We start from the raw sequence: 14,003 nt of genomic DNA, 5'->3' as shown, positions 1-14,003 counted from the left end.
GGTGCCGCGACACCAGCTGGACACCGGGTTGCGACTGGGAAGCGTTCGGGCAGGTGGCGCGACCATCGGCAGGTGTTCGACGGGATCTTGTGGAAGACGCGGACGGGTGCGCCGTGGCGGGATCTGCCGGAACGCTATGGGCCGTGGAGGACGTGTCATGAGCGGTTGCGGCGGTGGACCGCTGACGGCACCTGGGACCGGATCCTTGCCGTGGCGCAGGTTCACGACGACGGGGCGCCGGTGGAGTGGACGATCTCCGTGGATTCCTCGGTGGTCCGGGCGCATCAGCACGCGGCTGGCGCCCACAAAAAGGGGATCTGCAGGCCTGGGCGCTACCGGTGCGACGGTCGGTGCGCAGGACGGTGAGGCGATCGGCCGGTCCCGGGGCGGGCTGAGCGCAAAGATTCATATCGCGGTCGACGGGCGGGGCGGCCGTTGTCGATCCTGCTCACCCCGTGTCAGGCCGGCGACAACCCGCAACTGCTGCGCCTGCTGGACGCGATCAGCATCAACCAGCCCGGTGGACGAGCACCGGACTTCGACAAGGCCCTGTACCGGCAGCGCAACGTCGTGGAGCGGTGTTTCAACCGGTTCAAGCAGTGGCGGGACCTCGCCACCCGCTACGCCAAACGCGCCAGCATCTATCGCGCCGTCCCACCAGGGGCCCTGCCGAGCCGAATCACCGAGGGTACGCGGACGGTGGCGGCATCGGAGATCGATTAGGTGGGCTGGGGTACCGTGCAAGTGAAGCGGTCGCCGGACGGGGTGATCAGACGCGGCACCACTCGGTGCACAGCAAACGCCGGTCGCGTCATAGCCTCGGGTGGTGACCACACACCGGCTCTCACTCGTTGACGCGCGTCGGATCGCGGTGCGCGCGCAGCTGCTCGATGACCAGCGGCCCGATGAGCTCCTCGACGCTCAGCGGCCCCGGCCCGTCGAACTCCTCGGCGACCAGCGGCCCCGACCCGGTGGGCTCCTCGACGTGGTGCGGCACCTGACGCTGCTGCAGATCGACCCGACCGCGGCGATCGCGCCCACCGCGGATCTCGTGGCGTGGAGCCGGCTCGGTGCCACGTACGCACCGGCCGACCTGGTCGACGCGCTCAAGCGGCGCGAGCTCGTCGAGCTGGCCGCGACGATCCGGCCGGCCGAGGACCTCGCGCTGTACCGGGCGGAGATGGCACTGCGCCGCGACCACGCGCCCGGGGCGTTCAAGTACTCGCGGCATCCCGAGTGGATCCGGGCCAATGACGCGTGCCGGCAGGACATTCTCGCCCGGCTGGCGGCGGACGGGCCGCTGCCGTCGCGGACGCTGCCGGACACGTGCGCGGTGCCGTGGGCGTCGACCGGGTGGACCAACGACCAGAACGTGATCCGGCTCCTCGATCTGATGGCGGCGATGGGTGAGGTGGCGGTCGCCGGGCGGCAGGGCCGGGACCGGCTGTGGGACCTGGCCGAGCGGGTGTACCCGGACGGCCCGCCCGTCCCCGCGGACGAGGCGCCGCGCCGGCGGGGCGAGCGGCGGCTGCGGGCGCTCGGGATCGCCCGGGCGAAGACGACGGAGGTGCCGATCGAGCCGTGGGGCGTCGGCGAGGTCGGTGAGCCCGTGGTGGTCGAGGGCGTCAAGGGCGCGTGGCGGGTCGATCCCGGGCAGCTCGACCGGCTCGGGGAGCCGTTCACCGGTCGGGCCGCGCTGCTGTCGCCGTTCGACCGGCTGATTCACGACCGGAAGCGGACCCTGGAGCTGTTCGGCTTCGACTACGGGCTGGAGATGTACAAGCCGGTCGCGAACCGCCGGTGGGGGTACTACGCGCTGCCGATCCTGCTCGGTGACCGGCTCGTCGGCAAGCTCGACGCGACCGCGGACCGCAAGGCGGGGGTGCTGCGGGTCAACGCGGTCCACGAGGACGAGCCGTTCGACCGGACCGCCGTCGACGCCGAGATCGCGGAGCTGGCCGCCTGGCTCGGCCTCGACCTGCAGCGATAAATCGGCCGCGCCGAAACAGCGATCAACGACGACCGCCAACAACGGCGGTCAAACAGCGATCAACAACGACGACCAAACGACGGCGGTCAAACAGCGATCAACGACAGCGGCCACCGACAGCGGTCAAACAGCGGTCAACGACGGCGGCACGAACGGCGTCAGATGCGGGCGCCCTTGGCGAGGTTGCAGCGGCGGCACAGCAGCTGGAGGTTGCCGACGCTGGTCGCGCCGCCGCGGCTCCACGGGATGACGTGGTCGAACTCGAGGTACTCGGTGGCCTGGCACTCCACGCACGCACCGCCGTCGCGGCGCCACACCTCGGCCCTGACCGCGGGCGGGACGGACCGGGAGTCGCGCTGGGCCGGCAACTGAGCGGTCCGCTTGGCGATCTTCACGACGCCGGTGAGGACCGCGGCCACGTACTCGGGGTCGCCGACCTCGTAGGTGCCGCCGCCGCGGGAGGTGGTGGCCGCGACGACGACGGTGCCGTACTCGGGGCGTGCCTCGAGGACCTTCGCCCAGGCGAGGTCGGAGCCGGTGCTGTCACCGACGAAGCGCAGCTTGGCGTTCGTCACGATCAGGCGGCCGCTGCTGCGTTTGGTTCCCCTTGCCTGCTGCTGCACCCGCGCCGCCGGCACCTCCAGGTGCAGGATCTCGTCCGCGTCGAGGTGCAGGGTGCTGGAGGTGACCCGGGGTACGTCGCCGTTGCTGATCAGGCCGAGTTCGAGGCCGCGGCGCAACCGGCGGCGCATGTCGCTGATCACCGGGTCGACGACGCGGAGGGCGGCGACCGCCTCGTCGAACGCGTCCATCTCGTGCTGTTCGATGACGCCGTCGGCGAACGCGAACGTCAGCAGCTGATGCAGATGCTGCAGCGCGAGGGGGCGCAGCGCCGAAAGGCCGGCGTCCTCCCGCACCCGCTGGTGGCGCAGCTCGGCCCACAGCTGTGACCACGCCGGCTCGGCGGTCCCGGACGTGGCGAGGACCCGGGCCGCCCGGCCCCGCCACACGTTCAGGACGTTGGCGATCTCCGGCTCGCACCGGCGGCAGGTGGACTGCACGCCGGCGTGGTTGCGGTACTTCGGCCCGCCGCACCGCCCGCAGACGGTGGGCGTGTCGTGGATGAGCGGCACCGTCTGCACGCTCCACTCGGTGCCGTTCCACCAGCGCAACTGGGAAGGGTTTCCGTGCGCCGGATACCAGTCCGGCCGGGGCGAGGACGGCGCCGCAGGCAAGGAAGGCGACGCAGGCGTGGCAGGCAAGGGAGGCGCGGCAGGCAAGGGAGGCGCGGCAGGCAAGGGAGGCGCGGCAGGCAAGGGAGGCGCCGCAGGCAAGGAAGGCGACGAGGTGACCGTCACGCCATAGGCCGTCACCAGGCCGTCGAGCCCGGAGTCCCAGCCCTGCCCGATGGCGCGGAACTTCCAGCGCCCCTGCCGCCGGTAGAACTCGCCGAACACCATCGCGGTGACCGGCTCGACGTCGCGCACCGGGAAGCTCGCGAGGACCCGGCCGCCCGGGCCCCGGACGGTGACCTCGAGGCCCGGCACCGCGTCGAACGTGCCGGTGTCCATCGAGCCGGCGATGACGACACCGGCGACGTCCGCGGGCACGCGTGCGAGGTCGACGGCGAGGTTCGCCGCGTTGGATCCGTCGGTACGCAACGACACCGCGCCCGACCCGTCCCGCGGCTGGTTGTAGAACACGAAGTCGGCGTCGCCGCGCACCTTGCCGCCCTCGCCGACGAGCAGCGCGCACGCGTCGACGGTCGCGCCGGCGCGCCAGGCCACGCGGGCCTCGACCGCCGTCTCGTCGATCGCGGTGTTCGCGCCGCGGGCGAGTGCTGCGGTCGTCATGCGGGTCACCTCCGGCGTGAGCGTATCGAGACCGTATCTCGGAGTCGATCAACGCCGCACACCCCCGAACGTCCACTATGGACCGGCCGGCCGCCGACCGGCCCGCAGCCGACCGACCCGCAGCCGACCGACCGCCGGCGACCTGCCCGCGGCCGACCGGGCCCCGCGACCCGCCGCCGACCGGCCCGCGGCCGACCGGCCCGCCCGCCGCCGACCGGCCCCGCGGCCCGCCGCCGACCGGCCACTATGGACCGGACGGCACCGCCAGCTCGCCGAGCTCCGACCAGCCGTCCTGCTCGACGGTGGCGTTGACGATGCGCGGCGTCGCGGCCAGATACCGCGGCAGCGTCCGCTGCATCTCCTTGAAGTGCGCGGACTCCACGTGCGCCGCGCCGGCGTCGTCGCGGAACGCCTCCACCAGGACGTACGAGGACGGGTCGTCGAGGCTGCGGGACCACTCGAACCACAGGCACCCCGGCTCCGCCCGGGTCGCCCGGGTGAAATCACCCGTCAGCTCGCCCCACCGGTCGGCGTATTCGGGCCGGACCTGGAACTTCGCGGTGATGAAGATCATCGCTCCAGGGTACCGCCGCGACCTGCGGTAGGCTCCTGATCCGTGTCGGAACCACTGCCCCCGTGCGAGCCCGGCGGCGTGGACCCGGCCGCGGTGACCGCCTCGATCGAGGCGTGGTTCAGCTCGGCGGCCATGCGCGACCTGGTGGGCCAGTTCGGCGGCGAGGTGCCCGGCGGCCCGGCCCTGGACGAGGTGGCGGCCTTCTGCGCGGTGTGGGACTTCCGCGGCGGGACGAAGGAGCGGTTCGACACCGCCCGGGTCGGCTACGGCGAGGCGGACGAGCGGATCCGGGCCCTGATCCACGCCCTCGGCCTCGGCGGCCGGACCCGCCCCGCGCACGACCGCTACGACCACGTGGTCATCCTCGGTGGCGGCATCCGGGTCACCCTCGGCCGGGTCGACTTCACCGCCCGCCTCCTGGGCGGCGACGTGAGAACCGGCACCGTCGCCGGGCTGGGCAGCCTCCGGCACCGCGACGACCGGGAGCACCGCGAAGGCATCCGCCTGGGGCTCGGCACCCTCGATACCGAGGCCGACATGATGACGGCCGCGCTGCGGCGCTTCCTCGACCTGCCCGCGCCCACGACGACGCGCTCCGGCGACGGCTGGTGGCACCAGGCCTGGCCGCACGACAGGGTCCACGTCCTGGCCGCCGCGTCGACCCGGCTGCCGCTGCGCGCGAGCACCGCCTGCACCCTGCTCGGCTGGGCGGAGCACATCCACACCCCCACCGAGCGCGACCGCGTCCTCGTGGTGACCAACGACCCCTATGTGCGGCACCAGCACTGCGACGCGGTCCGGCTGCTGGGCCGAACCTACGGCTGCGGCATCGAGACGATCGGCATGGACGACCTCGCGACGGCCGAGTGGGGCCGGCCCCTGGCGACCACCGAGCTGCTGCAGGAAGTCCGCTCATCGATCCTCGCGATGCAGGCCCTGCACCGGTCCGTCCAGAAATAAGTCGCGTACTAAGGCGCCGTTAAGCCTGGCTCTTGCGCACCGTCGTCGATGGCCGCTATACATCTAGGACACTTTACTGTTAACTTTATTAACGGTTGGCGAGGGTTCTATGCGACGACGTACCCTGCACCTCCTGTCCGCCGCGACAGCCGCGCTCGTGGCCGCTTCCGCGGCGTTCTTCGTGACCACCGCCAACGCGGAGGTCGACCACGCCGCCTGCCGTCCGGACGGGCTGTACCCGACCCCGGGCGTCACGGTGCCGTACTGCAACGTGTACGACACCAACGGCCGCGAGAACCTCGGCGCCGACCACGGCCGCCGGATCATCGGGTACTTCACCAGCTGGCGCACCGGCAAGAACGGCGCCCCCGCGTATCTCGCCAGCCAGATCCCGTGGGACAAGGTCACCCACGTCAACTACGCCTTCGCGCACGTCGACGGCACGAACAAGATCTCCGTCGGCACGCCCACCGCGGCGAACAACGCGGCGACGAACATGACCTGGCCCGGCACCGCCGGCGCGGAGATGGACCCGGCGTACTCCTACACCGGCCACTTCAACCTGCTCAACAAGTTCAAGAAGCAGCACCCGCAGGTCAAGACGCTGATCAGCGTCGGCGGCTGGGCCGAGACCGGCGGCTACTTCGCCGACAACGGCGACCGGATCGACTCCGGCGGCTTCTACCGGATGACCACGAACAGCGACAACAGCGTCAACGTCGCCGGCATCAACACGTTCGCCGACTCGGTCGTGACGTTCCTGCGCACGTACGGCTTCGACGGCGTGGACATCGACTACGAGTACCCGACGTCGAACGCGAAGGCCGGCAACCCGCTCGACTTCGCCCAGGCGGACGCGAAGCGGGCCGGCCTCAACGCCTCCTACCACCTGCTGATGAAGACGCTGCGGGAGAAGCTCGACGCGGCCGCGGCCAGCGACGGCAAGTACTACATGGTGACCGTCGCCGCGCCCGCGTCCGGCTGGCTGCTGCGCGGCCTGGAGTCCTACCAGGCGCTGCAGTACCTCGACTACGTCAACATCATGTCCTACGACCTGCACGGCTCGTGGAACAACTTCGTCGGGCCGAACGCGGCCCTGTACGACAACGGCGACGACGCGGAACTGTCCACCGGCGGTGTGTACGGGGCGTACTCGAACATCGGGTACCTGAACACCGACTGGGCGTACCACTACTTCCGCGGCGCGATGCAGTCCGGCCGGATCAACATCGGCGTGCCGTACTACACCCGTGGCTGGCGCGGCGTCACCGGCGGCACCAACGGCCTGTGGGGCCGGGCGGCGCTGCCGGACCAGACGAAGTGCCCGGCCGGCACCGGCGGGGCGATCGGCTCGACCACCCCGTGCGGCAACGGCGCGGTCGGCATCGACAACCTGTGGCACGACGTCGAGCTCAACGCGGAGGTGCCCGCGGGCGCCAACCCGATGTGGCACGCGAAGAACCTGCAGGAGGGCCGCACCGGTGACTACCTGGAGGCCTACGGGCTGACCCCGGCGACCGACCCGGAGGACCGCATCACCGGCACCTACGCCCGCAACTACTCCAGCGCGCTGGTCGCGCCGTGGCTGTGGAACGCGCAGAAGCAGGTGTTCCTGTCCACCGAGGACGACCAGTCGCTGGGCACCAAGGCCGACTACGTGGTGAACAAGGGCATCGGCGGCGTCATGATCTGGGAGCTCGCCGGCGACTACGCGTGGGACGCGACCCGCAACGAGTACTACATCGGCAACACCCTGACGAACCTGCTGTACGACAAGTTCAAGACGGCCGCGCCGTACGGGGCCCGCAAAGCCAACATCACGCTGCCGACGCAGACCCTCAACGTCGGGGTGTCGGTCGGCGGGTTCGCGCTCGGTGACAACAACTACCCGATCAACCCGGAGCTGCGGCTGACCAACAACACCGGGGCGGCGATCCCGGCCGGCTCGACGCTGGAGTTCGACTACCCGACCACCGCGCCGGGCAACCTCAGCCAGCAGTCCGGGTGGGCGCTGACGACCGTGTCGACCGGGCACACCGGCAGCAACGTCGGCGGTCTCAAGGGCGACTTCAACCGGGTGCGTCTGACGGTACCGGCGATCGCGGCGGGCGCGTTCGCCGAGGTCACGCTGAACTACCAGCTGCCGATCTCCGGACCGTCGAACTTCACGCTCACCATCGGCGGGCAGACCTACGCCCTCTCGGCCGACTACGCCCGCGGCGGCACCGCGCCGACCGCCTCCCCCACCGTGTCGACGAACCCGTCGACGGGCACCTGCACCGCTCCGGCGTGGTCGGCGTCCACTGTGTACACCGGCGGCAACCTGGTGTCCCACAACGGCCACACGTGGAAGGCCCAGTGGTGGACGCAGGGTGACACCCCGGGCGGCAACGCGGTCTGGGTCGACCAGGGCGTCTGCTCCGGTCCGTCGCCGTCGACGAGCGCGTCCCCCAGCAAGAGCCCGAGCACCAGCGCTTCCCCGAGCCGGAGCCCGAGCACGAGCCCGAGCACGAGCCCCAGCACGTCCACGGGCACCGGTTGCGCATCGCTGCCGGTGTGGAACTCGACCAGCGCGTACACCGGCAACACGGTCGTGCAGTACAGCGGCCGCAAGTACCGGGCGAAGTGGTGGACGCAGGGCGAGAACCCGTCGACGAGCGGGCAGTGGGGCGCCTGGGAGGACCAGGGCGCCTGCTGAGCGCACACAGCTCCGTGCCGGGCCCTTCGGTAAGGCCCGGCACGGCCGTGCTCAGCGGGTGATGCGCGGCTTCGTGTGCGGCAGCGCCTCGATCGTCGCCCGGTCCTGGTTGAGGGTGGCGGCGGCGACCTCCGGCGGGGTGTTCGCCATCCACTGGCTGAGGGAGATGTCCTCGAACCGCGGGTTGCGGAACATCTCCAGGAACACCAGGGGCTCCTTGCCGGTGTTCTCGATGTAGTGCCCGTAGGCGAACGGCACGTATCCGACGTCGCCGGCCTGGTAGTTGAACGTCCGGTTCATGCCGGAGCCGGCGAAGACCCCCATCCGGCCGGTGCCGGAGATGTAGTACTGCCACTCGTCGTCGGTCGTGTGCCAGTGCAGCTCGCGCATCCCGCCCGGGTCGATCTCCACCAGCGCGGCGCTGATCGCGTTCGACGCCGCGAACCTCGTCGAGTCGACGACCCGCGCCGAGCCGCCCTCGAACCGTTCCGGGGTCTCGGCGAGCATGCGGTGCTTGAACGTGCGCGGCACGTCACCGGTGGGACTGACCAGCTTGTCGGACTCGAGCGACGGCGGGACCTGCCCGTTGAAGATGTACTTCTCCCGCTCCGGCAGCTTCGCCAGCAGCTCCTGCGACCAGCCGAAGTTCTTCGCCAGGACGCTCTGCGGCGTGTGGGCGAAGTAGTCGCTGATCATGAACGTCGAGTTCTCCGAGAACATGCCGTCGTCGAAGACGAGCAGGAACTCCACGCCCTCGTCGAGCGCCTGGATGTGGTGCGGCACCCCCTTGGGGAAGAACCACAGGTCGCCGCGCTGCACGTCGTCGAGGAAGGTGCGCCCCTCCTGGTCGACGGCGCCGATGCGGCAGCTGCCCTCCAGCACGTAGGCCCACTCGGACTGCTTGTGCCAGTGCATCTCCCGGTAGGCGCCCGGGTTGAGCTTCATGTCGACGCCCGCCAGCTGGGTGGCGACCGGCAGCTCCCGCTGCGTGACCTCACGCGTCCAGCCGCCCTCCTCCATCCGGGTGTGCGCCATGGACATGGAGAACTTCAGGTTCGGGATCGTCCCGTAGTCCGTCGCCGGCGGCGTGAGCAGGTCCGGGTTCTGCAGGTCCAGTTCGAGGTTCCGCGGGCCGGTGTCGGTGCCGCCGCGGTTCCCGCGCTTCGGCTGCGGCGTCGTCCGCTGGGTGGTCGTCTGAGCCATTCTGCGTCGACCTTCCTGAGGAGTTGGTACGTGGTAGCTCCGCCCCGGGCACGAGCACGGCCCGGAGCAGTCCGGCACCGCCGAGCACGCCGGCGGCGAGTGGGATCGCGGCGCAGGTCGCGGCGAGCGCCACGACGGTCACCGCGGGCGCGCCGGTGAGGACGGCCGCGACCGTCAGCGCGCCCGACCCGAGCAGCTTGGCCCGGATCCGGGCCGGCACCGGCGCTGTCATGGTCACTGTCACTGCGTCAGGCCAGCAGCAGGAACGGCAGCGCGCAGCCGACGCCCGCGACGACCGCCGCCGCGACGGCCGCCACCGTCGTGGTGACCCGGGCGTTGACGAGCGGGCCCATGAGCGCCCGGTCCCGGCAGAAGTGGATGAGCAGGAACAGCGCGACCGGCACGCCGAAGGAGATGACGACCTGGCTCGCCACCAGCAGCGAGGTCAGCGACGTGCCGATCGTCAGCAGCACCACCGCCGGCAGCATGGTGACGATCCGGCGCAGGTACACCGGGATCCGCCGGCCGAGGAAGCCACCCATGACCACGTCCCCGGCGAGGGTGCCGACGCCGGAGGACGCGAACCCGGACGACAGCAGAGCCACCGCGAAGGCGAGGGCCGCGGCGCCGCCGACGCGTTCGGCGAGGACGCTGTGCGCCTCGAACAGGTCACCGGTCCACGCGCCGCCGGTCAGCGCGCCCAGCCCGGCGCCGAGCGCGATCATCGACACGTTGACGGTCGCGGCGGCGCTCAGCGCGATCCCGCAGTCGTAGCGCAGCGCCCGCCGCACGTCCCGGGGGCGCGCACCGGCGCGGGCGCCGGGCTTGGCGAGCGCCGAGTGCAGGTAGACCGCGTGCGGCATGACGGTCGCGCCGACGATGCCCATCGCGAGGACGATCTGGCCGCTGCCGCCGAGGTGCGGCACGAGCCCGCCGGCGAACCCCGACCCGGACTGGTGCCCGACGGTGACCAGGTCATAGGCCATGCCGGCGCCGATCAGCAGCAGCGCCGCCGCGGTCGCGGACTCGAACCGCCGGGTCCGGCCGCGCCGGCGCAGCGCGAGCAGCAGCAGCGAGACGCCGGCGGTGACGAGCGCCGACAGCGCGACCGGCATGCCGAACAGCAGCCGCAGGCCGATCGCCGCCCCGACGAACTCGGCGAGGTCGGTGGCCAGGACGACCAGTTCCGCCTGCAGCCACAGGATCCGCCGGCCCCAGCGCGGGAACCGGTCCCGGCACAGCTCCGGCAGGCTCCGGCCGGTCGCCACACCGAGCTTCGCGGCCTGGTACTGCACCAGGATCGCGACGAGGCTGGCGGCGACGACGACCCAGACCAGCCGGTAGCCGGAGGTGGCGCCGGCGGTCAGGTTGGTGGCGACGTTGCCCGGGTCGACGTAGGCGATGGCGGCGACGACGGCCGGGCCCATCAACGGTGTCAGCCGCGCCGGCCGGCCCGGCACGACCTGCGGCCGCTCGGTGGTCACGACGCGCGTGGTTTCCGCCATGAGGTCGAGCGTGCTGCCGGCCGCGACGAGCCGGCCTCACGCCACCGGCATGATTCACCGGACACGGCGGGCGCCGGGCCGCTGGGCCCGACGCCCGCTGGATGAACGGGTCGGGCCGCTCGGCCCGGCGTTCGCGGACGAACGGGTCGGGCCGCTCGGCCCGGCGTTCGCGGACGAACGGTCGGGCCCGCCGGGCCCGGCGTTCGCTGGACGAAGGGTCAGGCGCGCGCCATCGCCTTCGCGCCGATGAACTCCGCGGTCGCCTGGGCCACCTCGCGCGGGTGGGTCCACGGGATGCCGTGCGGGGCGCCCTTCAGGGTGACCAGCCGGGCGTCGGGCAGCATCGGCTGCAGGCGCTGCCCGGTCTTCGCGTAGGGCAGCACGTTGTCCTGGTCGCCCTGCACGATGAGCACCGGCACGTCGATGCGCGGCAGGTCGGGCCGGAAGTCGGTGAGCCAGGCCGCCACGCAGTCGTGGGTGCCCTTCGCGGAGCCGCGCGCGCCGATGTCCCAGTGCCCGCGGAACGCCTCCTCGCTCACCCGGGTGCCCTTGTTCTCGTCCCAGTTGAAGAACGCCTTGCAGAACTGGGTGAGGTACGCGAACCGGTCCTCGATGATCGCCGACTGGAACCCCTCGAACAGGCTCTTGTCGACCCCCTCGGGGTTGTCGGCGGTCTTGAGCAGGAACGGCGCGAGCGGCGCGAGCAGCACCGCCCGGGAGACCCGGCGCGAGCCGTACTTCCCCAGGTAGCGGGTCACCTCGCCGGTGCCCATCGAGTGCCCGACCAGGATCGTGTCGCGCAGGTCGAGCTTCGTCATCAGCGCGTCGAGGTCGGCGGAGAACGTGTCGTAGTCGTAGCCGGTCGACGGCTGCGACGAGTTGCCGAAGCCGCGCCGGTCGTAGGTGATCACCCGGTAGCCGGCGGCGAGCAGCGGGGTGGACAGCTTCTCCCAGGTGGCGCCGTTGAACGGGAACCCGTGGATCAGCAGGACCGGCTGACCCGAGCCGTGGTCCTCGTAGTACAGGTCGATCGGGCCGGAGTTCTCTTTGCCCACGGTGATGTACGGCATGGTTGGCCTCCTTCGGCCGAGCTTGGGAGTCCTTCGCCCGCCCAGGTGCCCGCCATGCCGGTGATTACGCCCCGCCCTCCCGGCTTTCCCGTCCCGGCTCCGGCGTTTCGCGCTCCGGCCCCAGGGTTTCGCGCTCCGCCTGGGCGATGAGCTCGAGCGAGTCCTCGCGGCCGAGACGCTGCTCACACAGGTAGCCGAACACCGTCCAGGTGGTGTCGATCACCACCTGCGGCGGGAACGGTGTCAACAGCCGCTCCAGCGCGTCGTCCGGCCCGAGGTGGGCCTGGATGACCGCCACCGCCGCGTCCTGGTCGACCTCGACGTCGCGGGCCATCAGCGCGACGTCCTCGGCGATCGCCTCCGCCGGGGTGTCGTCGTCGAACAGGCTCCGGACGGCGAGCCGGATCGCCGCCGCCAGGACCTGCGGCTCCCGGTCATCCTGCGGCTCATCCGCGGCCGGCTCCGGCTCGGCGGCCACCTGCTCGGCGGCGTCCTGGTCCCCCACGAGCAACGCCGCCACCACCGCACCGACCCGCGACCTCGGCCGCCAACCGGCGAGCTCGCCCGTCCCCATGTCCGTCCCCATGGTCACGACTGTATCCAGCCGCCGCTCGCCGGACCGCCCCCGCGACGGCGGGGCTGCCGCGGAGCGACGTGGATCACGGAGGTGGGCGGCGCTGGTGTTGGAACAGGCTCGCAAGCGCGGTTCCCCGCGGTCCGAGCTCACCTGACCCAGCGCCGTCGAGGGCATCATTCGGTCCGCTCATGATCGGAGGAGCGCCATGGCCGCACAGCCGTCCACACGACCACCCAACGCCTTTGATCAAGCGACCAAGATCGTGAGACCTTGGTGCGGGCTCCACCAGCGGGTGATCTGCCGGAAGTTTTGAAGCCGGCAGCACCCAAGAGCTCCGGACCACCGCCAACCCACCGGCGACGTCAATCCGCAACAGGCTCGTGGACGACCCCGGGCGACTGCAGGCAAGTCGTTTGGCTCGCGGGGTCGTTCGGGCGTGATCGAAGTCGTGGGCTGGTCGGGTGGATAGCCGCGGGGCGACTTTGATCACGGGGACACGATGGCGACACCAACGACCCGGCTGGGACCACCCGAGCCCCAGGCGTCGACCGCGTGTGGGCCGAGTTGCAGCACCAGGCGATCATCGAGAGCCTGGGCCTGCCGCCGGCGGCGCTCACCGACGGATACGGGAGCTTCAGCCCGAGGCGGTTCCCGGACGCGGTCGAGGTGCCGGGGCGGTGAGCGCGCGGACGGCGTGCTCGAAGCGCACGTAGCGGCCGATGCCGTCCTCGACGGTGACGTCCGGGTTGAACGTGTCGTCGAGCACCCGGATCTGGGCGACGTCCGCGCCGGGGTGCACGGCGGTGAAGTGGTCCAGGTTGCGCCGCCAGTCCGTGTAGCGGCGGGCCGTCATGCCGCCGCGCTCCCAGGTGTAGAGGACCGCGGCCGGTTCGAAGGCGAACGCGAGCCCGTGGCGGTGCAGCCGGTAGCCCAGCTCGGAGTCCTCGAGGCCCCAGCCGGTGAAGCCCTCGTCGAACCCGCCGGTCGCGAGCAGGTGCTCCCGGCGCACCGACAGGTTGCAGCTGAACGTGTAGTACCAGCAGGTCGCGAGGTCGCCGAAGGGCAGGCCGAGCCGGGCCAGGACGATCACGCGCACGTCCCGCGGTGGTGGCAGCGCCTCGAACGACCGGTCGTGCGTGACGTCGAAGACGGCGCCGGCCAGGCGGTGCCGGGGACCGGCGACGACCAGGTCGGTCCGCTGTTCGTGACGGCGGACGTGCCGGGCGAGGAAGTCGCTCGGGAACACGTGATCCGGGTCGATCATGACGATCAGGTCACCGGTGGCGTGGCGGATGCCGGTGTTGCGCGCGGCCGAGCGGCCCGAGGTGGCGGTGCGCGGCAGGTGGACGTACACCAGGCGCAGGCCGGGATCGAAGGCCTCGACCAACGACGCCGTGCCGTCGGTCGAGCCGTCGTCCACGACGACGACCTCGAGCCGGTGCGCCCCGCCGAGGTCCTGGCGGCGCAGCGCGGTCAGGCACCGGCCGAGCGCCGGGCCCGCGTTGTAGCACGGCAGAACGACGCTCACCTTCATCGACATTCCTCCAAATAGATAGGCGCCTAGGCCTTACAG

At 71.6% G+C, this 14,003-nt stretch carries 11 protein-coding genes and 1 pseudogene; 4 read left to right on the top strand and 8 right to left on the bottom strand.

Annotation, left to right across the window (positions count from 1 at the left end; translation table 11 throughout):
* Positions 1-36: 36 nt before the first annotated feature.
* Positions 37-723: pseudogene (locus Dsi01nite_RS05470) on the top strand (IS5 family transposase); the annotation flags it as partial.
* A gap of 121 nt (positions 724-844) precedes the next feature.
* On the opposite strand, the gene Dsi01nite_RS57130 reads toward Dsi01nite_RS05470, so the two are convergent.
* The gene (locus Dsi01nite_RS57130; RefSeq protein WP_239135706.1) at positions 845-997 is read right to left on the bottom strand and encodes a hypothetical protein; all 153 of its coding nucleotides are present in this window, start codon (positions 995-997) and stop codon (positions 845-847) included.
* Between Dsi01nite_RS57130 and Dsi01nite_RS05465 the strand changes: the two genes are divergently transcribed.
* Positions 986-1,990 (top strand): DNA glycosylase AlkZ-like family protein, encoded by a 1,005-nt coding sequence (locus Dsi01nite_RS05465; protein ID WP_239135705.1) that lies wholly within the window; start codon positions 986-988, stop codon positions 1,988-1,990. The genes Dsi01nite_RS57130 and Dsi01nite_RS05465 overlap by 12 nt on opposite strands.
* Before the next feature lie 158 nt (positions 1,991-2,148).
* On the opposite strand, the gene Dsi01nite_RS05460 is transcribed toward Dsi01nite_RS05465, so the two are convergent.
* Entirely contained in the window at positions 2,149-3,843 is a 1,695-nt protein-coding gene (locus Dsi01nite_RS05460; RefSeq protein ID WP_203844911.1) for a TerD family protein, read from the bottom strand.
* 244 nt (positions 3,844-4,087) lie between these two features.
* Positions 4,088-4,417 carry a putative quinol monooxygenase gene (locus tag Dsi01nite_RS05455; RefSeq protein WP_203844910.1) on the bottom strand — a complete coding sequence of 110 codons (330 nt, stop codon included), beginning with the start codon at positions 4,415-4,417 and terminating at the stop codon, positions 4,088-4,090.
* 42 nt (positions 4,418-4,459) lie between these two features.
* On the opposite strand from Dsi01nite_RS05455, the gene Dsi01nite_RS05450 reads away from it, so the two are divergent.
* Both Dsi01nite_RS05450 and Dsi01nite_RS05445 read left to right on the top strand, forming a co-directional pair.
* Positions 4,460-5,377, top strand: coding sequence for a hypothetical protein (locus tag Dsi01nite_RS05450; RefSeq protein ID WP_203844909.1), 918 nt, complete (start codon positions 4,460-4,462; stop codon positions 5,375-5,377).
* Positions 5,378-5,486: 109 nt separating this feature from the next.
* The gene (locus Dsi01nite_RS05445) at positions 5,487-8,075 is read left to right on the top strand and encodes a chitinase C-terminal domain-containing protein (RefSeq protein ID WP_203844908.1); all 2,589 of its coding nucleotides are present in this window, start codon (positions 5,487-5,489) and stop codon (positions 8,073-8,075) included.
* Positions 8,076-8,126: 51 nt separating this feature from the next.
* On the opposite strand, the gene Dsi01nite_RS05440 is transcribed toward Dsi01nite_RS05445, so the two are convergent.
* The 5 genes from Dsi01nite_RS05440 to Dsi01nite_RS05420 form a co-directional block, all read right to left on the bottom strand.
* Complete coding sequence (locus Dsi01nite_RS05440; RefSeq protein WP_203844907.1) at positions 8,127-9,278, bottom strand: oxalate decarboxylase family bicupin; 1,152 nt, start codon at positions 9,276-9,278, stop codon at positions 8,127-8,129.
* A gap of 248 nt (positions 9,279-9,526) precedes the next feature.
* The gene (locus Dsi01nite_RS05435) at positions 9,527-10,783 is read right to left on the bottom strand and encodes an Nramp family divalent metal transporter (RefSeq protein ID WP_203844906.1); all 1,257 of its coding nucleotides are present in this window, start codon (positions 10,781-10,783) and stop codon (positions 9,527-9,529) included.
* Between the two features lie 218 nt (positions 10,784-11,001).
* The gene (locus Dsi01nite_RS05430; RefSeq protein ID WP_203844905.1) at positions 11,002-11,853 is read right to left on the bottom strand and encodes an alpha/beta fold hydrolase; all 852 of its coding nucleotides are present in this window, start codon (positions 11,851-11,853) and stop codon (positions 11,002-11,004) included.
* Between the two features lie 64 nt (positions 11,854-11,917).
* A complete protein-coding gene (locus Dsi01nite_RS05425; protein ID WP_203844904.1) occupies positions 11,918-12,439 on the bottom strand; it encodes a hypothetical protein in 522 nt (173 codons plus the stop codon).
* A 625-nt stretch (positions 12,440-13,064) separates the two neighbouring features.
* A complete protein-coding gene (locus Dsi01nite_RS05420; protein WP_203844903.1) occupies positions 13,065-13,958 on the bottom strand; it encodes a glycosyltransferase family 2 protein in 894 nt (297 codons plus the stop codon).
* Positions 13,959-14,003 lie beyond the last annotated feature (45 nt).

The organism is Dactylosporangium siamense (assembly GCF_016862795.1).
GTDB classification, from domain to species: domain Bacteria; phylum Actinomycetota; class Actinomycetes; order Mycobacteriales; family Micromonosporaceae; genus Dactylosporangium; species Dactylosporangium siamense.
The sequence above is the reverse complement of the archived record's forward strand: the minus strand, read 5'-3'. Positions and strand labels throughout refer to the sequence as shown.